The sequence below is a fragment of the Sphingobacterium sp. WOUb80 genome, assembly GCF_050058145.1.
Taxonomy (GTDB): Bacteria; Bacteroidota; Bacteroidia; order Sphingobacteriales; family Sphingobacteriaceae; genus Sphingobacterium.
Genome location: NZ_CP165617.1, coordinates 4,385,308 through 4,404,646, shown reverse-complemented (window position 1 = coordinate 4,404,646; position 19,339 = coordinate 4,385,308). Strand labels below are relative to the sequence as shown.

Below are 19,339 nucleotides of genomic sequence, written 5' to 3'. Positions count from 1 at the left end.
AATTCTACTTTAAACGTATCTCAGATACCGATGTTCCTTGTGCAACCATTGGGAATACATTGTTTTCCTTACCTACCATCACTTCCAATAGATATGCTCCATCGTGATCAATCATAGTTTTCAGGGCATTACGCAGGTCTTTACGTTCCGAAATCTTCTGACCGTCGATGTAATAGCCTTTCGCTACAGCAACAAAGTCAGGACTCGTGATATTCACGAATGAATAACGTCTGTCGTGGAACAATTGCTGCCATTGGCGTACCATGCCCAAGAATTCATTGTTGAGGATCATGATTTTGACTTTTGCGCCAAATTGCATAATCGTTCCGAGCTCTTGGATCGTCATTTGTATACCACCATCACCGATGATTGCTACGACAGTTTTCTCTGGGGCGCCATACCAGGCACCGATTGCTGCCGGAAGACCAAAGCCCATTGTTCCTAAGCCTCCTGAGGTTACATTCGATTTGCTGTTGTTGAATTTGGCATAGCGACAAGTTACCATTTGGTGTTGACCGACGTCCGTTGTAATGATCGCATCACCACCCGTCAATTCATTCAACACATTGATGACCTCACCCATGGTCATAATATCGGTTTGTGGGTGAAGTTCATTTTGGATGACTTCCTTGATTTCTTCTTTTTCAAGTTCACGGAATTGTTCCAACCAAGCGGAGTGATCTGTAGCTTTTACCAATTCCGTCAGCATTGGAAGTGACTCCTTACAGTCGCCCCATACAGGTACGGTTGTCTGTACGTTTTTGTCAATCTCTGCTGGGTCTATATCCAAATGGATTACTTTTGCCTGTTTGGCATATTTGTCTAAACGACCTGTTACACGGTCATCGAAACGCATACCGATGGCTATTAAAACATCACATTCATTGGTCATGACATTTGGTGCATAGTTACCATGCATACCCAACATCCCGACGTGAAGTTTATGATCCGTTGGAAGTGCACTTAAGCCCATGACAGTGGATGCCGAAGGAATGCCAGTTTTCTCGATAAAAGCTTTGAATTCTTCCTCTGCTTTTCCAAGAATGATTCCTTGTCCAAAAAGAACAAATGGTTTTTTTGCATTGTTGATTAACTCGGCTGCCTGCTCAACATATTCTTTACGAACTTGTGGTGCAGGTCTGTAGCTACGTACGTGGTTGCATTTTTCATAACCGAAGTAATCGAACAATTGTAGCTGTGCATTTTTGGTGATATCGATCAATACCGGACCTGGACGGCCTGTGCTGGCGATATAAAATGCTTTTGCGAGTGCAGCTGGAATTTCAGTTGCGTCGGTGACTTGGTAGTTCCATTTGGTGACCGGTGCCGTGATATTGATGACATCTGTTTCCTGAAAAGCATCTGTTCCCAAGAGTGAAGCAAAGACCTGACCTGTGACACAGACGATAGGGTTACTATCGATCATGGCATCAGCCAGTCCAGTAACTAGGTTTGTTGCTCCAGGGCCACTTGTCGCAAAGACGACGCCTGTACGACCTGAAGTTCTTGCATAACCTTGCGCCGCGTGGATTCCACCTTGTTCATGGCGCACTAAAATATGCTTCAGACGATCCGTATAATCATAAAGGGCATCATAGATCGGCATAATTGCCCCTCCAGGATAACCAAATACGGTATCAACTCCTTCGCTCAATAAGGCCTCCAATACAGCTTTCGATCCCGAAATTTGTGTCGGAGTTTGCTGCGCTGTAGCGGCCTTATTTTCTGTTATTTCCAGTGTACTCATTACGTTGATTTTTTTATTGTTGATTATTCAGTCTTTTTAGTATTTAGATATTAGATCTGAGACATTAAGCGTCGATTGTTTAGGTCTCTATTTGCTTAATGTCTCTGTTTTTTATTTTCTATTGATCCGTTACACAGCCTTCTGAGGCATCGGCAACAGTTTTAGCATATTTGTATAAAACTCCTTTGCTAACTTTTAACGCTGGTTGTACCCAAGCGGCACGGCGTTGCGCGATCTCTTCATCGGAAATCAGCACATTGATGCTATTATTTACTGCATCGATCTCGATGATATCATCATCATGTACAAGACCGATCAATCCGCCTTTGTAAGATTCTGGTGTGATATGCCCTACGACAAAACCATGTGTTCCACCCGAGAAACGGCCGTCGGTGATTAAAGCAACAGATTTACCAAGGCCGGCACCAATAATCAAAGAGGTTGGTTTAAGCATTTCAGGCATGCCTGGCGCTCCAACAGGACCTTCATTTTTGATCACAACAACATCGCCTGGTTTGATTCTACCGGATGCGATACCCGCTACTAAATCATGCTCGCCATCGAATACGCGTGCAGGACCAGTGAATTTTTCACCTTCTTTGCCAGAAATCTTGGCAACAGAACCTTTCTCTGCTAAGTTTCCGTAAAGAATCTGTAAGTGTCCTGTAGCCTTAATAGGATCGCTCAATGGTTTGATAATCGGTTGATCATATTCCATGATTGATTTAACATCAGCCAAGTTTTCAGCGACCGTTTTTCCTGTTACCGTGATACAGTCACCATGAAGTAAACCTTCATTTAAAAGATATTTCATGACAGCCGGAGTTCCACCAAATTGCTGAAGATCTTGCATCAAATATTTACCAGACGGTTTAAAGTCAGCTAAAACCGGGGTTTCGTCACTCATGCGTTGGAAGTCGTCTTGCGTAATGTCTACGCCTACGGCTTTGCCTATTGCAATAAAGTGAAGTACTGCATTGGTACTACCACCCAAGATAACAATGGTACGTAGCGCGTTCTCAAATGCTTTACGTGTCATGATATCAGAGGGCTTGATATCTTTCTCAAGTAGCGTGCGGATATGTTGACCTGCTTCTAAACATTCATTTTTCTTTTCTTCCGAGATCGCAGGGTTGGAAGATGAGTATGGTAAGCTCATTCCCAAGGCTTCAATTGCAGAAGCCATGGTATTTGCTGTATACATTCCACCACAAGCACCAGCACCGGGGCAGGTATGTTTGATAATGCCTTCATAGTCTTCATCGGAAAGATTTCCGCAGATGCGTTGTCCCAATGCTTCAAATGCAGACACAATGTTTAATTCTTCACCTTTATAGTGTCCTGGAGCGATGGTACCGCCATATACCATTAAAGATGGACGGTCCAAACGGGCCATGGCCATAATAGCACCAGGCATGTTTTTGTCACAGCCAGGAATAGAGATCAAGCCATCATAATATTGTCCACCACAGATCGTTTCGATACTATCAGCGATCACATCACGGCTTACCAACGAATAACGCATCCCATCGGTACCATTGCTCATACCGTCACTGACGCCAATGGTTCCAAAGGTCAAACCCACTAAATCATTGTTCCAAACACCCTTCTTGACGATTTGTGCCAAATCATTTAAGTGCATATTACACGTATTACCATCATATCCCATGCTGGCAATACCGACCTGTGCTTTGTCCATGTCGGCATCTGTAAGACCGATACCATAAAGCATTGCTTTTGCAGCAGGTTGCGTTTCGTCTTGTGTAAATGTACGGCTGTATTTGTTCATTGCGTTTTCGCCGTTAGATGATGACTTCATAATTTTCGTTCTCTAATACTAAATTTTTATATCTTCTTTGGATTGATGCACCTATGCTGTGTTCCCAGGCTTCTTTGTAGATGACATCATCGACTTGTTTGATTCCGATAATTTCTGCCGCAGTCCCACATAAGAAAGCGCTGTCAGCAGTGTAAATGTCTTCTACCGTCAATTGCTTTTCAATGACTTCGAAGTTTAATTTTTTACAAATGTTTTTTACAGTCTGGCGTGTAATGCCCGGGAAGATATTCTTCACTGGCGGCGTATAGATTTTGAAATCCTTTTCGATGAAAATATTTTCACTGGATGCTTGGGCAACGTAGCCTTCGTGGTCGAGCATTAAAGCTTCGTCGTACCCCTTTCTGATTGCTTCTGTTGTTGCAAGGATGGAGTTTACATATTGCCCAGAGATCTTCGAGTCAATTTTAAACGACTTTGGATTCGGTCTTTTGATATCGGAGATACATACCTTTAATAGGTTTTGGCCAAGATATGGCCCCCATTCCCATGCTGCCATCATGATGGTTGCTTCGGTTGATGAGGTTAGGTGCATATTTGAACCAGTCAATACCAAAGGACGTATATACGCTTCTCTTAGGTTGTTGTTGGCCAGGAGCTCATAACAGATGTCGATCAGCTCTCGGTTGCTCCAGCGATACGGAATATTAACTGCTTCACACGATCTCTTTAAGCGATCGAAATGTAGGTCAGCTTTAAAGATACGCGGGCCATTGTGGGTATTATACGCACGTAAACCATCGAACACCGCATACCCATAATGCAGTGACTGTGCAAAGGGATCCAATGCAGCCTCGGAAGCTTTTACAAAAGCTCCATCTAAATAGATCAATGTGTTTTTATCGTAATATTTCATAACCCAAAATTTACCTTATGATAATAGTTCCCTTTGTTGTAATATTGGTGGTAAATCATGCTATCTCAAGCTTCTATAAAAACTTTCGATTTTCATTTCCTCAAGGTAGCAGGAATTACAATAATTGGCAATAGGTAAAGTGCTAATTTTGTATTTAGAATAAAATTTTATTAAATATATTTTTATAGAATTTTATTTTTTAATAATGCGTTTTGTTTGGTTTTATATTTTGTTAGTCGTATACCATATTTAAAGTTGGTCTACATGGTCGAAAAATTATTTTTTGTTACAATGGTCTATTTTCTTCCTAAAATGAAGAAAATGTCAAAAAAACTTTAAAAAAAAAGCTTCCGATATTTCTATCGGAAGCTTTTTAGATTTTATAAAATCGATTTGATTTAATCTCCGATAATTCCTTCAGCAAGCACGGTAATGACATTGTCTTTTGCTTCCACAACACCACCTTTAATGAACACTTCTTGTTCACCTTTACCTTGTTGAATAATTACCTTTCCATCTTCCAAAGTAGAAACAATGGCAGCGTGGTCTTTCAAAATTTGAAAAGAACCCGCAGAGCCCGGTACAGTAACTGAAGTTACTTCGCCTTCGAATGCTAATTTGTCTGGAGTGATAATTGTTAATTTCATTATTCTTAGATATAATCTAGATTAAACTGCTTCTGCTAATAATTTTTTACCTTTTTCGATAGCATCATCGATGTTACCTACTAAGTTGAAGGCAGCTTCAGGGTACTCATCTACTTCGCCGTCAATGATCATATTGAAACCTTTGATGGTATCTTTGATGTCTACCAATACACCTTTTAAACCTGTAAATTGTTCTGCAACATGGAAAGGTTGAGATAAGAAACGTTGTACACGACGTGCGCGGTGTACAGTTTGTTTATCTTCTTCAGATAATTCGTCCATACCTAAGATGGCGATGATATCTTGCAATTCTTTATAACGTTGAAGAATTTCTTTTACACGTTGTGCTGTATTATAGTGTTCGTTACCTAAAACGGCAGGAGAAAGGATACGTGATGTAGAATCCAAAGGATCCACAGCAGGGTAGATACCTAACTCAGCAATTTTACGAGACAATACCGTAGTTGCATCCAAGTGAGCGAAAGTTGTCGCTGGAGCAGGGTCAGTTAAGTCATCGGCAGGTACATATACGGCTTGAACCGAAGTGATTGATCCGTTTTTAGTTGAAGTGATACGCTCTTGCATTAAACCCATCTCAGTTGCCAATGTTGGTTGGTAACCTACGGCTGAAGGCATACGACCCAATAGGGCAGATACTTCAGAACCTGCTTGTGTAAAACGGAAGATGTTATCGATGAAGAATAATACGTCACGGCCCTGACCTTCGCCATCACCGTCACGGAAGTATTCCGCTACTGTCAAACCTGATAAAGCAACACGTGCACGTGCCCCAGGAGGCTCGTTCATTTGACCGAATACGAACGTACATTTTGAATCTTTCATCAATTCGTGGTCAACAGTATCCAAAGGCCATTCGCCTTTTTCCATGCCTTCCATAAAATGCTCGCCATATTTGATGATACCAGACTCCAACATCTCGCGCAATAAGTCATTACCTTCACGTGTACGTTCACCTACACCAGCGAATACAGAAAGACCACCGTGACCTTTTGCGATATTGTTGATTAATTCTTGGATTAATACAGTTTTACCTACACCGGCACCACCGAATAAACCAATTTTACCACCTTTAGCATATGGCTCTAAAAGGTCAATAACTTTGATACCAGTAAAAAGTACTTCGGATTCAGTTGACAAATCTTCGAATTTAGGAGGTACGTTGTGGATAGGACGACCATTCTCTTTATTCAAATTTTGGATCCCGTCTATGGCATCACCAACTACATTGAATACACGACCTTTGATTTCTTCACCAACAGGCATTTTGATAGGAGCACCAGTATCGACAACTTCCATTCCGCGAACTAAACCTTCAGTTGCGTCCATGGCAATTGTACGTACACGATCCTGACCTAAGTGTTGTTGAACTTCTAATACAACACGTTGTCCATTTTCTTTTTGAATGTACAATGCATCGTAAATTTTAGGTAGATTTTCACTGTCGGCGAAGTTGACGTCAACAACTGGGCCGATAATCTGCGCTATTTTACCAATCTTGGGCATATTATAGGGACTAAATATTTATTAATCAATTTTATATAAGAGACATAAAAGGCCTCTTTTTTGGTCAGCAAAAATAAGGTTATTCGTTTTTAAAAACAAATAGAATTTGCAATTAAATTACAATTTTATTAATGTAGGTCAAAATGTTATCGATTGTAATTCTGTATGTTTCGATTTCTATACCTGCAAATATAGTTTTTCGCTTTTATCCGGCTAGGTATTTTTGAAGTTTACAGCTTTACTTCGTTGAATCTTTTGTTTGTTTTTAAGAATAGAACCTGATGAAATAAAATCGACCTGTAACGGAGTGTCTCAAGGAGTCGTTACAGGTCGATCAAAATAAATCTGCTATTTTATAAAAGCAGGACTATATTTTTTTATTTAGTTCGTCTTGCAACTGACGTTTGAGCAGTTGTTCTTTTTCCATGGATTTTTTGCGGAAAGTAGCGAATTCTTCTTGCGATTGCTCAGCTGTTTTTTGGAATTCCACCGTGTCCACTTTAGCTTTCCGATAAGAAAATAAAAAGATAAATGCTGCTACTGCCAATACCGCAATGATCGTCCAGACCACTGTACTATAAAATGTTTTTGATGTGCTGATTCCTAAGAACGAGAAACTTTCTGTTTTTTCTTTCTCCTGTGCCAGCTGATCTTTTAAAACCTGAATAGAATCCTGTAGAGTTTTGGTATTTGATGTATAGTTACTGGAAGATGATTTCAAGGAGCTGATCTCTTTGTGAAGTTTTGCTACGGTATCAATTACATTCCGTTTTACAATATCAAGATTGGTTTTCCGCACCATCTTGAAATCATAGTTGTTTTTCGAAATATAATTCAAGTGGTCAAATTGATTTGCCAAACTTCCTTTTTTTAATCCATCCGGACTGTACTTGAAGGCATTATCCTGTTGTGCTGCTGTGGTGGCGGGAGCCGCAGCGGGAGTTTGTGCTTCCAATAACGTATGTGATGAAATAAATAAAATCGTAAAGAATATAAATGCTAATCTCAATTTGCTCATGTTGTTTATTTTATAAAATGCGTTAATTCAGCTTATCCTAATTGTAAAACTAGGATATACCTGTGATAAATATAAGGAATTATTGAAAAAACGAAAATGGAAAGTGAAATATATTCCTATTCTGTGCCTGATTTCTGGTCGTGTTCCTACGATTCGATAGACCAGCTGGGCAAATAGCGTAAGAAGGACATGATCTTTTCCTTATAGATAGCTGTATTCAGTTTGAAATAGTAGGCTCCTTTTTTAGAATTTTCTTTATCCTTTTCCTGTAGTTTGATAATTAGATCAGAAGAAAGCAGTTTTCGGCTAAAATTGCGTTTATCCAATTCGATATTGTATACCCCCTCGTAGAGCGCAGCAATCTGAGGAATCGTGAATTTCTCGGGTAGCAACTCGAATAAAATCGGATACATGGCTGCTTTCATGCGTAAACGATGCTGTGCTGAAGAAATCATTTGGTCATGATCGAAGATCAATGCTGGATGCTGCTGTAATGGAAACCATTTGGCTTCGTAATCGTCACTTAGGATATGTTTGTATTGTTGTGTATCAATCAATGCAAAATAACAGATACTGACAACCCGATCATTCGGTTCACGTTTAGGTTCTCCAAATACACTACACTGCTCCATGTATACATTTTCAAGTCCGGTTAACTGTCTGAGTACTCGGCTCGCAGCCTCTTCCGGACTTTCGTCAGATTGAACGAAACCGCCCATTAGACTCCATTTATTTCTTTCTGGTTCGAAGTCTCGTTTAATTAAAAGCACTTCTAGGGATTCGCCGTTAAATCCAAATATGATGCAGTCTACCGCCAAAAGGATCCCTGAATCTTTTTTATAATATTCCATCGTCTATCGTTTTATCTTTTTATCTGACTTTATCCCATTTATTCACTGAGCAAAACTATGTAAAAAAGTAAATAGCTAAAAATAAGTATAATAATTGTCTGATATGTCCCGCTAAAATGCTTTTGTACGCCAATAACAAAGACTCGGGTTAATCATAATTTGCTGGGATGAAGTTAGCTCAATTTTTTAAATATGAAAATTTTCTTTCATATTTAAAAAATTAAATGTTTATTTGACACTAATTATTTTTAAAGTGCTAACTTTACGAAAGGAGTATTGAAAAATAAGGCGTTAGAAACAATTATAAGTTATAAACCAAATTCAGCAAAAATGAATAAATCGTATGTCATTGGCGTGGACTATGGAAGTGATTCAGTCCGTTCGGTATTGGTCGATGCTAACAATGGCGAGGAAATAGCTTCTTCAGTATTTTATTATCCGCGTTGGAAAAGAGGTGAGTATTGTGATGCCGCTTCCAGTCAGTTCAGGCAACACCCTTTGGATTACATCGAGGGATTGGAGGCGACAATAAAGGATTGTTTGCTTAAATCGGGGTTGAATAATATCGGAGCTGCTGTAAAAGCAATTTCCGTTGATACAACGGGATCGACTCCAGTTGCCGTCAATGCGCAAGGAGTTCCCTTGGCTCTGCTTGACGAGTTTAAAGATAATCCCAATGCGATGTTTGTCTTATGGAAAGATCATACTGCTGTTCAAGAGGCTAAAGAGATTAATCTTCATAATCAAAATAGTGCAGTAGATTATCTGAAGTATGTGGGTGGTGTCTATTCTTCAGAGTGGTTCTGGGCCAAATTGCTTCATGTTTTTAGAGTAGATGAGCAGGTAAGGGATGCAACATTCAGTTGGGTTGAACACTGCGATTATATTCCCTTTTTATTAACAGGTGGTGTAGATGCCTCCGCGATCAAACGTGGCGTATGTGCGTCAGGGCATAAGTCGCTTTGGGCTGAAGAATTCGGTGGGTTACCTTCGAACGTATTTTTTTCTACCCTTGACCCTTTGCTGGATGGCTTTGTGGATCGCTTGTTTTCTGATACCCATACTTCAGATAAGCCCGCGGGCCAGCTTTCGGAGGAATGGGCGCAACGGTTGGGCCTTACAACATCGGTGGTTGTTGGGATAGGTGCATTTGACTGTCATATGGGAGCAGTTGGGGGGCAAATAGAGCCGTATTATCTGAGCAAGGTAATGGGGACTTCTACTTGTGATATGTTGGTGGCCCCTAAAGAAGAGGTGCAGCATACGTTGGTCAAAGGAATCTGTGGTCAAGTGGATGGTTCGATCATTCCGGGGATGATCGGTATGGAGGCCGGTCAGTCCGCATTTGGAGACGCTTATGCCTGGTTGAAACAAATTTTATTGTGGCCAACGAAAAATCTGGTTCAAGGAGTTGATGGAATCACTGAGACTATGGGAGAACAACTTCTAGCAGCTTTGGAAGAAAAGCTACTGACCAGTTTAAGTGAACAGGCAGCACTTCTGCCGGTAACAGCAAGTTCAGAGTTAGCCTTGGATTGGCTTAATGGCCGCCGAACTCCGGATGCAGATCAATCTTTGAAAGGTGCAGTTACGGGTTTGCATCTTGGAACAGATGCTCCCAGAATCTTCCGTGCCATTGTTGAAGCGACATGCTTTGGAGCGAAGGCCATTGTGGATCGATTTGTAGAGCAGGGTATTCCTGTTAAAGGTTTGATCGGCTTAGGGGGAGTGGCAAAAAAATCACCTTTTATTATGCAAATGATGGCCAATGTGATGAACATGCCTATTCGTATCCATAAGAGTGAACAGACTTGCGCTATTGGTGCAGCCATGTTCGCGGCGACTGCAGCAGGGCTGTATGACCGTGTTGAGGATGCCATGGAAGCAATGGGGCAAGGTTTTGAACGAACCTATGTGCCAGAGGATAAATGGGTAGTTCTCTATGCCGAGCGTTATGAACGTTACAAGGCCCTGGGCGCTTTTGTCGAAGGAAAAGAGTTATTGTCTATTACCGTTTAATCATCGAAATTTTAACCATGTATAATTCAATTAAAGAGGAAGCCTACCATTGCAATATGCAATTGCCCCAGCTGGGTCTTGTGCTTTTTACATTTGGAAATGTCAGTGTTGTCGATCGTCAGCATGAAGTTTTTGCCATAAAACCGAGTGGTGTCCCTTACGAGGAGCTTTCACCGGAACATATGGTGATTGTTGACTTTGAAGGAAATGTGGTTGAAGGTCATCTTAGACCCTCATCAGACACGAAAACGCATGCCGTATTGTATAAACATTGGAAGGAAATCGGAGGGATCACCCACACGCACTCTACTTATGCGACAGCTTGGGCACAGAGTCAACGCGATATTCCGATTTTCGGAACTACTCATGCAGATCATCTGACGGTAGATATTCCTTGTGCCCCACCGATGAATGATGAGATGATTGCAGGAAACTATGAATATGAAACGGGCTTCCAGATTATCAATCATTTCGCTGAAAATAAGCTGGATCATAAAGAGGTGGAAATGATCTTAGTTGGTAACCACGCGCCGTTTGCTTGGGGTAAAACCGGAATAAAGTCTGTTTATAACAGTGCAGTATTGGAACAGGTTGCTAAAATGGCCTGGTTGACGGAACAGATCAATCCGAATGCACCTCGATTAAAGCCTGCGCTGATCAAAAAACATTATGAACGGAAGCATGGGACAAATGCCTATTATGGTCAATAATTCTGAACAATAAAAAACTATAGCAAAAACTACAATTTAAAATGAATATCAATTTAAAAGAACTTGAGGTCTGGTTTGTGGTGGGAAGCCAAGACTTATATGGAGAAGAAACCTTGCACCAAGTTGCCTTACACGCTGAGGAAATAGCCAATTATTTACATGGGCAAGCGGCGATTCCTGTGGCCGTAAAATATAAACCGATCGTCAAAAATACGGACGAGATTTATGCAACATTGGCAGCCGCCAATAGTGAAAAAAACTGTATTGGGGTCATTACCTGGATGCATACATTTTCACCTGCAAAGATGTGGATCAGGGGATTAAAAGCCTTGCAAAAGCCATTATTGCACCTGCATACGCAGTATAACCAGGATATCCCATGGAATAGCATCGATATGGATTTTATGAATCTCAATCAAAGTGCGCATGGGGATCGTGAATTTGGACATATCGTTAGCCGCTTAAAAATAGGTCGTAAAGTCGTTACCGGGCATTGGCAAGATGCGGAAGTATTGGAACGGATCAATGTTTGGTCGCGTGCAGCCGCAGGCTGGCATGACTGGCAGGGAGCTAAGTTCGCACGGTTCGGCGATAATATGCGTTATGTGGCTGTTACAGATGGTGATAAAGTGGAGGCAGAGTCGCAATTTGGTTTCGCTGTAAATACCTATGCCATTGGTGATTTGGTGGAGGTGATCAACGCAAGTACTGAAGCGGAAATCGAGATTTTATTAGCGGAGTACGAAGCGACTTATGAGCTAGCTGAAAATGTGAAAGCCGGCGGTGAATATCGTGCTAACCTCATCGAAGCAGCTAAAATTGAAATTGGTCTGCGGAAGTTTTTGGAACAAGGCAACTTTAAAGGTTTTACAGATACTTTTGAGGATCTGCATGGCATGGTACAACTTCCTGGTTTGGCAGTACAACGTTTAATGGCTGAAGGTTATGGTTTTGCCGGTGAAGGGGATTGGAAGACCCCGGCTTTGGTGCGCGCTTGCAAAGTAATGGGGGGCGGATTAGCGGGAACGACAGCATTTATGGAAGACTACACCTACCATTTTGATCCGCAGAACCCTATGGTACTTGGCTCACACATGTTGGAAGTGGACCCCGCTTTAGCAAATGGAAAACCACGCATAGAAGTACATCCGCTAGGAATTGGCGGCAAGGCAGATCCAGCCCGTTTGGTTTTCAATGGCCAGAGCGGAGATGCATTGAATGCCTCTTTGGTTGACATGGGGACGCGTTTTCGTTTGATCGTGAATAAAGTGCAAGGTATCGCTGTCGAAGAGGAATTACCCAAGCTTCCTGTTGCGCGCGTATTATGGAAACCGCTACCAGATATGAAAACAGGTTGCAGTGCCTGGATTGTGGCAGGAGGGGCACACCATACCGCCTACAGCTTGAGCTTAACACCAGAATATCTGGAAGATTTTGCACGAATTGCCGGACTGGAATATGTTTTGATCGACGAAGATACTACGGTTGCGAAACTCGAAGATCAATTGAAATGGAATGAACTTTATTATTTACTCAGTAAATAATAACCTAAGCCATTTATACCTGCTCTTCGGGTTTAAATGGCTTATTGATAATAACCAATTTGGGAAATATGGAAAAATTTGCAACGGTAGATTACATCATCTTCGTAATTTACTTCTTTATTGTAGCCGGCTATGGCTACTGGATTTATCGTAAAAAAACGAATAGTTTAAGCAGCAGCAAAGACTACTTTTTGGCAGAAGGATCATTGACCTGGTGGGCCATTGGCTCTTCGTTGATCGCATCGAATATTTCTGCCGAACAGTTTATTGGGATGAGCGGTAATGGTTTTGAGGTCGGTATTGCTGTAGCCGCTTACGAACTCATTGCTGCGGTAGCGTTAATTATTGTTGCGGTTTGGTTTATTCCGGTCTATCTGAAAAACAAGATTTTCACGATGCCTCAGTTTTTGAATAACCGGTACAATGAAACGACGAGTCTCATCATGGCAATTTTCTGGTTGTTTTTATATGTTTTTGTCAACCTGACATCGATTTTATATCTAGGGGCAATCGCCATTTCGAGTATGGCTGGTGGCGGAGATAGCTTTCATACCATAACAGTTGCTTTAGCCGTTTTTGCCGTCATCATTACCTTAGGCGGAATGCGTGTCATTGGTTTTACAGATGTTATTCAGGTTGTTGTATTAATTATCGGCGGTATAGCGACGACCTATGTGGCATTGACTTTAGTCAGCGAACACTTCGGTTTGGGACAGGATGCTTTGGCTGGATTCAATAAGCTGATGGAAGATTCTCCAGAGCATTTTAACCTATTTGTCGATAAACCAGGACCGGGTGCCAGTCAGGAAGATATCAATAAGTATCTTATGCTGCCTGGAATAGGGATGTATCTTGCCGGAATCTGGATTGTCAATTTAAATTATTGGGGTTGTAATCAATACATCACACAACGCGCTTTGGGAGCTGATTTAAAGACCGCACGCACAGGGATTCTGTTTGCGGGATTTCTAAAATTATTTATGCCGATAATCGTCATGCTTCCGGGGATAGCCGCTTATGTGCTTTATAAAAATGGGGCGCTGCAACACGAAATGGCTCCTGGAGGGGTGTTTCATGCCGATAATGCATATTCGGCGATATTGGGTTATCTGCCAAATGGTATGAAAGGGCTTGCTTTGGCGGCACTTACAGCTGCAATTGTGGCCGGATTGGCCGGAAAAGCAAATAGTATCGCAACGATTTTTACATTGGATATCTTTAAAAAATACATCAACAAAGATGCGAGCGAAGCAAAAATGGTCTGGGTTGGAAAGATAACAATTGTGATCTCTATTCTACTTTCTGTTTTATTTACCTGGAATGATGCCTTAGGAATTGGTGGGGCTGGTGGCTTTACCTTTATTCAAAAATATACAGGCTTTATCAGTCCGGGTGTTTTTGCGATGTTTTTGCTAGGTATGTTTTGGAAAAGGACGACGGGCGCAGCCGCCATTACAGGCCTTGTCACGGGATTTGTGTTGTCTGTATTTTTTAACGAGTTTGCGACAAAAGTCTTCGGACCAGAAACATGGATCTATACGGCGTATCTTAACAAAGCGGGTGTTTATGAGATTCCATTTCAGATATGTATGGGATTAGCATTTGTATTTACGATGATCGCTATGATCGGCGTCAGTTTATTCGGACCGAAAGTCAACCCAAAAGCATTTGTCTTGGATCGATCGATGTTTAAAGTGGAACCATCCGTATTGGCATTAATTGTTGTGACTTTATTGTTGGTGACCGCTATCTATGTACGTTTTTGGTAGAAATGTTGCCATTTGAATAATTAAAAGATTATGAACCATTCCTAATGAAAATTAGGAAGCCTCCATCAGACCGATGGAACAAAACTTAATTGCAGATGAATAAGAAAATTATTATTGGTTTGTTGACTTGTGCTTCATTAGCCTATGGCTGCCAGTCTTCATCAACTCAAAATAAACAGGCAGCGAGTTTAGCTGATTCTACTTCCGGCCAAGCTTTCAATAGCCAGATTGATGGTAAAGAAGTTCAACTATTCCAGTTGAAGAATAACAAACTCGCTATTACATTGACAAATTATGGCGCACGCCTGGTGAGTTTAACAGTTCCAGATAAGGACGGTAAAGCGACTGATGTGATTTTGGGATATGATTCGGCCAAAGAATACAAGGATAACTATAATAATTTTTACGGCGCAATTGTAGGGCGTTATGGGAATCGAATTGGGAAAGCATCATTTAAATTGAATGGTGAAGTGTATGCGCTGGAAAAGAATGATGGTGCGAATTCACTTCATGGTGGCACTAACGGGGTGTATAATAAAGTGTGGGATGTGGTTAGTAGTACGGCGACTTCAATCACTTTGGCCTATACCTCACCTGATAAAGAAGCGGGTTATCCGGGAACGGTCAAGATGGAGGTTACATACACGTTGGAAGATAATGGTAGTTTGGCTATTGATTATCAAGCAACAACGGATAAAGAGACGGTGTTAAATCTGACCAATCATGCTTATTTTAATCTCAATGGGGCCGGAGATTCTTCTATTTTGGATCATGAACTTCAAATTGATGCAAAAGCAATTACCGAAGTGGACAATACCTTGATACCAACAGGAAAGAGCTTGCATGTAGCGGGTACAGCATTCGATTTTACAAAGCCAACACTTGTTGGAGCCCGTATAGAAGATGAAAATGCGCAATTGAAGATCGGAAAGGGTTATGACCATAATTTTGAACTTAACAAGAAGGATGGCTTTCAAAAAGTAGCATGGGTGTATGCTGCAAAGACGGGTATCCAAATGGAGGTATTTACAACGGAGCCCGGGCTGCAATTTTACAGTGGCAATTTTATGAAGGATTCGGACCCTAAAGGGAAAGAGGGAAAAGTTTATCCTTTCCGTTCTGCCTTCTGTTTGGAAACGCAACATTTCCCTGATGCGCCAAATCATCCCAATTTTGCATCAACGGTATTAAAACCTGGCGAAAAATATAGCTCAAAAACTACCTACCAATTTAGTGTGAAATAATAAAGTCGATATGATGAAGCTAAGATTAAAATTAGGCGTTGTTTTTACGCTGGCCACTGGATTACTGTATGGACAGAGTCGTGTAAGATTGGAAACAGCACAGCAGGAGCAGACTATAAGTCGACATATCTATGGGCATTTTGCCGAACATTTGGGACGTTGTATATATGATGGATTTTATGTCGGGGAGAAAAATGACTCGATTCCGCATGCTGACGGTGTCCGGAAAGATGTTATCGAAGCCCTTAAGAATTTGAACATCCCCAATTTGCGTTGGCCGGGTGGATGTTTTGCCGATACGTATCATTGGAAGGATGGGGTTGGGCCCAAAACCCAGCGCCCTGCTATCGTAAACAACTGGTGGGGAGGTGTGACAGAAGATAATTCCTTTGGTACACATGATTTTCTCAATATGTGTGAATTACTGGGTGCAGAACCTTATCTGGCCGGTAATGTGGGGAGCGGTGAGGTGCAGGAACTTGCCGATTGGGTTCAATATGTGAATTTTAGAGGCGAGAGCCCTATGTCGGACTGGAGACGTAAAAATGGTCGGCAAGAGCCTTGGAAAGTGAAATTCTGGGGCGTAGGAAATGAAGCCTGGGGCTGTGGCGGAAACATGACCGCCGATTACTATACAGACATCTATCGTAAATACGCCACGTTTATGTCGGATTGGACCAATGGAAGTGGCTTATATCGAATCGCTTCTGGAGCCAATAGTGCGGATTACAATTGGACGGAGACATTGATGAAGAAAATTCCGGCTGGTTTGATGAAAGGTATGGGACTTCACCACTATGCCGTGATCAACTGGAATAAAAAGGGCTCTGCAACGGCCTATTCGGAAGAGGAGTATTTCAAAACCATGAAATCAGCTTGGTTTATGAATGAGCTGGTGGAAAAGAATATTGCAATTATGGACAAATACGATCCCAAAGGGCTTGTGGATCTGATTGTAGATGAATGGGGAGGTTGGTATGAGGTAGAGCCTGGTACGAATCCGGGTTTTCTTTATCAACAAAATACCATGCGTGATGCCATGATTGCTGGAATGACACTGAATATTTTTAATAACCATGCCCGTCGCGTGAAGATGGCCAATCTAGCACAAGCTGTCAATGTATTGCAGGCTGTTATTTTGACTAAGGGTAAGAGTATGATTTTAACGCCAACCTATCATGTGATGGAAATGTATAAGGTGCATCAGGATGCGAAATTAATTCCGATCTCTCTTCAATCAACTGATTTGGAGTTTAAAAATGAGAAAATTCCTGCAGTGTCTGTTTCTGCCTCACAGGATAAACAAGGGCGTACACATATCTCCTTGGTGAATATTGATCCAAAAAAGAAAAATAAGATACAGGTAGATTTAGGTGCAGTGAAGGTTGGAAAAGTAACAGGTAGAATACTCACTGCTGCGCATCTACGTGATTACAATTCGTTTGAGAAACCCGCAACAATTACACCGGTTGTGTACAATAATGCAAAGCTTGTGCATGGTACAATTGAAGTCGAAATTCCAGCATTTTCTGTTATTGTATTGGAATTAACATAAGAAAGTGTGGATACCTATATAATTCAAAATTAATGAACAAATAATTACAGATGAAGAAAGTTGTATCGTTGATGCTAGTGCTAGCGAGTTTAGGCTTTTCAGCTGCGGCACAGTCACCAATTAAATTAAATATACAGTTAGATAAACCTACAGGCAACATATCGCCACATATGTGGGGAGTCTTTTTTGAGGACATCAATCTTGGCGCAGACGGAGGAATCTATGCTGAATTGGTAAAGAATAGATCATTTGAGTTTGATCAGCCTTGGATGGGCTGGAAAAAGTTGGAAAATGGTCCCGAGGGTACTTATTTGTTGCTAAACGATAGTAAGCGTAAAGGGAACAATCGTTATTTAAGGCTAAACAATGCAGCTAATCTGAAATTAGGCCTGCAAAACGAAGGGTTTAGAGGAATAGGAGTGAAAGCGGGTGCAGCATACGAGTTTTCTGTACAGTACCAAAGTGCTACCCAGGGCATGAAAATCCATGTTGAGCTGATCGATCAACAGAATAAGGTTATTGGGGCAGCTGAACTTCCGCTTGACCCCGTAGCATCATGGTCCGAAGCTGCTGTCAAATTTCCTGTTAACCAAACTACAGATAAAGCCAAGTTAAATGTTTGGTTTACAGGAACGGGTACTTTAGACGTAGATATGCTTTCGTTATTTCCAGTAGACACCTGGAAAGGTAGACCGAAAGGTTTGCGTAAAGACATGGTCCAAATGCTTGCCGATATGAAACCTGGCTTTATCCGTTTTCCAGGAGGCTGTATTGTTGAGGGGAAAGATTTAGCCAATCGATTTCAATGGAAAAAAACAGTTGGACCAATTAGTGAACGAGAGTTAATTATTAACCGATGGAATACTGAATTTAAACAGCGGTTGACACCTGATTATTTTCAGACCTTTGGTTTAGGATTTTATGAATACTTTTTGCTGGCAGAAGATATCGGTGCATCTCCAGTTCCCATTCTCAATTGCGGCATGGCCTGTCAATTTAATACGGCGGAACTTGTGCCATTGGATGAACTTGAACCCTATGTTCAAGACGCTCTGGATCTGATTGAGTTTGCTAATGGTCCAACAGATACAAAATGGGGGAAATTACGGGCGGATATGGGACACCCCGAGCCTTTCCATCTCAAAATGCTGGGGGTTGGAAATGAAAATTGGGGGCCGCAATATATCGAAAGGTTGACCGTCTTCAAGAAAGCGCTGAACGAAAAGCATCCAGAGATCAAAATTATCGCCAGTTCGGGCACTGATCCCGAGGGGGATCGCTTTGATTTCTTAAATGATAAGCTGCGGGCGATGAATATCAATATCATTGATGAACATTATTACCGCCCACCATCCTGGTTTCTATCTAGCGCCAATCGTTATGATAATTACGCTAGGAATGGGGTGAAAATTTTCGCGGGGGAATACGCTTCGCATACAACGCGACCAAACGGTCCAGGGAAAAGTACTTGGGAGGCTGCCCTCTCTGAGGCAGCTTTCATGACGGGGCTGGAACGAAATGGCGACGTGGTGGAGATGGCATCTTATGCACCATTATTCGGTCATGTCGATGGCTGGCAATGGTCACCGGATTTAATTTGGGTTGATAATTTGCAAGTATATGGCACACCGAGCTACCAAGTACAAAAATTATATGCGACCAATAAAGGGACAAGCATTGTGCCGATCAAACGGGATGGTGAATCCGTAGCAGGAAAAGATAGCCTATATGCTTCAGCAGTATATGATACGGCATCGCAGCAACTCATTGTGAAAGTTATCAATTACAATAGTAAGCCGATGAAAGTGAATCTTGATGTGGATTCGAAGAAAAAACTGAATGCTACGGCACAGATTATTACGCTGGCCAATGCAGACCTTGATGTGAGCAATAGTCTGGAAGAACCTTTAAATATTCGTCCAAAAGACAGTACGGTTGTATACAACGGTAAGAAGCTTGTTCAAACATTTGCGCCATACTCCTTTACGCTGATTAAATTGTCTGCGAAATAAGATGAA

Annotated in this window: 14 protein-coding genes; 7 read left to right on the top strand and 7 right to left on the bottom strand. The window is 41.5% G+C overall.

Features of this window, described 5'->3' with window-relative positions:
• Nucleotides 1–4: 4 nt before the first annotated feature.
• The 7 genes from ilvB to AB1Z56_RS18330 all read right to left on the bottom strand — a co-directional run bounded on the left by ilvB (nt 5) and on the right by AB1Z56_RS18330 (nt 8,480).
• Nucleotides 5–1,747 (bottom strand): biosynthetic-type acetolactate synthase large subunit, encoded by a 1,743-nt coding sequence (gene ilvB / locus AB1Z56_RS18360; protein WP_309365752.1) that lies wholly within the window; start codon nt 1,745–1,747, stop codon nt 5–7.
• Nucleotides 1,748–1,865: 118 nt separating this feature from the next.
• A complete protein-coding gene (ilvD, locus tag AB1Z56_RS18355) occupies nt 1,866–3,566 on the bottom strand; it encodes a dihydroxy-acid dehydratase (RefSeq protein ID WP_309365753.1) in 1,701 nt (566 codons plus the stop codon).
• Nucleotides 3,550–4,440: a branched-chain amino acid transaminase gene (locus tag AB1Z56_RS18350; protein ID WP_309365754.1), complete on the bottom strand. Its 891-nt coding sequence runs from the start codon at nt 4,438–4,440 to the stop codon at nt 3,550–3,552. The genes ilvD and AB1Z56_RS18350 overlap by 17 nt, the downstream gene beginning before the upstream one ends.
• 398 nt (nt 4,441–4,838) lie before the next feature.
• On the bottom strand, nt 4,839–5,087 hold the full coding sequence (atpC, locus tag AB1Z56_RS18345) for an ATP synthase F1 subunit epsilon (RefSeq protein WP_293901277.1): 249 nt from the start codon (nt 5,085–5,087) through the stop codon (nt 4,839–4,841).
• A gap of 21 nt (nt 5,088–5,108) precedes the next feature.
• Nucleotides 5,109–6,611 carry a F0F1 ATP synthase subunit beta gene (gene atpD, locus AB1Z56_RS18340; RefSeq protein ID WP_075994361.1) on the bottom strand — a complete coding sequence of 501 codons (1,503 nt, stop codon included), beginning with the start codon at nt 6,609–6,611 and terminating at the stop codon, nt 5,109–5,111.
• A gap of 367 nt (nt 6,612–6,978) precedes the next feature.
• A complete protein-coding gene (locus AB1Z56_RS18335) occupies nt 6,979–7,629 on the bottom strand; it encodes a hypothetical protein (protein WP_309365755.1) in 651 nt (216 codons plus the stop codon).
• Nucleotides 7,630–7,775: 146 nt separating this feature from the next.
• Nucleotides 7,776–8,480, bottom strand: a complete 705-nt coding sequence (locus tag AB1Z56_RS18330) for an NUDIX hydrolase (protein WP_309365756.1) — start codon at nt 8,478–8,480, stop codon at nt 7,776–7,778.
• A gap of 330 nt (nt 8,481–8,810) precedes the next feature.
• Here AB1Z56_RS18330 and AB1Z56_RS18325 point away from each other — a divergent pair, with 330 nt between their 5' ends.
• From AB1Z56_RS18325 to AB1Z56_RS18295, 7 genes are all read left to right on the top strand, one after another.
• Entirely contained in the window at nt 8,811–10,499 is a 1,689-nt protein-coding gene (locus tag AB1Z56_RS18325) for a ribulokinase (protein WP_309365757.1), read from the top strand.
• Between the two features lie 17 nt (nt 10,500–10,516).
• Nucleotides 10,517–11,209 carry an L-ribulose-5-phosphate 4-epimerase gene (locus AB1Z56_RS18320; protein WP_309365758.1) on the top strand — a complete coding sequence of 231 codons (693 nt, stop codon included), beginning with the start codon at nt 10,517–10,519 and terminating at the stop codon, nt 11,207–11,209.
• Nucleotides 11,210–11,250: 41 nt separating this feature from the next.
• Nucleotides 11,251–12,753 carry an L-arabinose isomerase gene (araA, locus tag AB1Z56_RS18315; protein ID WP_309365759.1) on the top strand — a complete coding sequence of 501 codons (1,503 nt, stop codon included), beginning with the start codon at nt 11,251–11,253 and terminating at the stop codon, nt 12,751–12,753.
• 68 nt (nt 12,754–12,821) lie between these two features.
• Entirely contained in the window at nt 12,822–14,522 is a 1,701-nt protein-coding gene (locus tag AB1Z56_RS18310) for a sodium:solute symporter family transporter (RefSeq protein ID WP_309365760.1), read from the top strand.
• Between the two features lie 95 nt (nt 14,523–14,617).
• Nucleotides 14,618–15,766, top strand: coding sequence for an aldose epimerase family protein (locus AB1Z56_RS18305; RefSeq protein WP_309365761.1), 1,149 nt, complete (start codon nt 14,618–14,620; stop codon nt 15,764–15,766).
• Nucleotides 15,767–15,776: 10 nt separating this feature from the next.
• The gene (locus AB1Z56_RS18300) at nt 15,777–17,321 is read left to right on the top strand and encodes an alpha-N-arabinofuranosidase (protein ID WP_426789843.1); all 1,545 of its coding nucleotides are present in this window, start codon (nt 15,777–15,779) and stop codon (nt 17,319–17,321) included.
• 50 nt (nt 17,322–17,371) lie between these two features.
• A complete protein-coding gene (locus tag AB1Z56_RS18295; protein WP_309365763.1) occupies nt 17,372–19,333 on the top strand; it encodes an alpha-L-arabinofuranosidase C-terminal domain-containing protein in 1,962 nt (653 codons plus the stop codon).
• Nucleotides 19,334–19,339 lie beyond the last annotated feature (6 nt).

What these genes read in the sequence shown, in the direction of transcription:
- ilvB (WP_309365752.1), bottom strand. Translation starts at nt 1,747, where the DNA reads ATGAGTACACTGGAAATAACAGAAAATAAGGCCGCTACAGCGCAGCAA.
- ilvD (WP_309365753.1), bottom strand. Translation starts at nt 3,566, where the DNA reads ATGAAGTCATCATCTAACGGCGAAAACGCAATGAACAAATACAGCCGT.
- AB1Z56_RS18350 (WP_309365754.1), bottom strand. Translation starts at nt 4,440, where the DNA reads ATGAAATATTACGATAAAAACACATTGATCTATTTAGATGGAGCTTTT.
- atpC (WP_293901277.1), bottom strand. Translation starts at nt 5,087, where the DNA reads ATGAAATTAACAATTATCACTCCAGACAAATTAGCATTCGAAGGCGAA.
- atpD (WP_075994361.1), bottom strand. Translation starts at nt 6,611, where the DNA reads ATGCCCAAGATTGGTAAAATAGCGCAGATTATCGGCCCAGTTGTTGAC.
- AB1Z56_RS18335 (WP_309365755.1), bottom strand. Translation starts at nt 7,629, where the DNA reads ATGAGCAAATTGAGATTAGCATTTATATTCTTTACGATTTTATTTATT.
- AB1Z56_RS18330 (WP_309365756.1), bottom strand. Translation starts at nt 8,480, where the DNA reads ATGGAATATTATAAAAAAGATTCAGGGATCCTTTTGGCGGTAGACTGC.
- AB1Z56_RS18325 (WP_309365757.1), top strand. Translation starts at nt 8,811, where the DNA reads ATGAATAAATCGTATGTCATTGGCGTGGACTATGGAAGTGATTCAGTC.
- AB1Z56_RS18320 (WP_309365758.1), top strand. Translation starts at nt 10,517, where the DNA reads ATGTATAATTCAATTAAAGAGGAAGCCTACCATTGCAATATGCAATTG.
- araA (WP_309365759.1), top strand. Translation starts at nt 11,251, where the DNA reads ATGAATATCAATTTAAAAGAACTTGAGGTCTGGTTTGTGGTGGGAAGC.
- AB1Z56_RS18310 (WP_309365760.1), top strand. Translation starts at nt 12,822, where the DNA reads ATGGAAAAATTTGCAACGGTAGATTACATCATCTTCGTAATTTACTTC.
- AB1Z56_RS18305 (WP_309365761.1), top strand. Translation starts at nt 14,618, where the DNA reads ATGAATAAGAAAATTATTATTGGTTTGTTGACTTGTGCTTCATTAGCC.
- AB1Z56_RS18300 (WP_426789843.1), top strand. Translation starts at nt 15,777, where the DNA reads ATGATGAAGCTAAGATTAAAATTAGGCGTTGTTTTTACGCTGGCCACT.
- AB1Z56_RS18295 (WP_309365763.1), top strand. Translation starts at nt 17,372, where the DNA reads ATGAAGAAAGTTGTATCGTTGATGCTAGTGCTAGCGAGTTTAGGCTTT.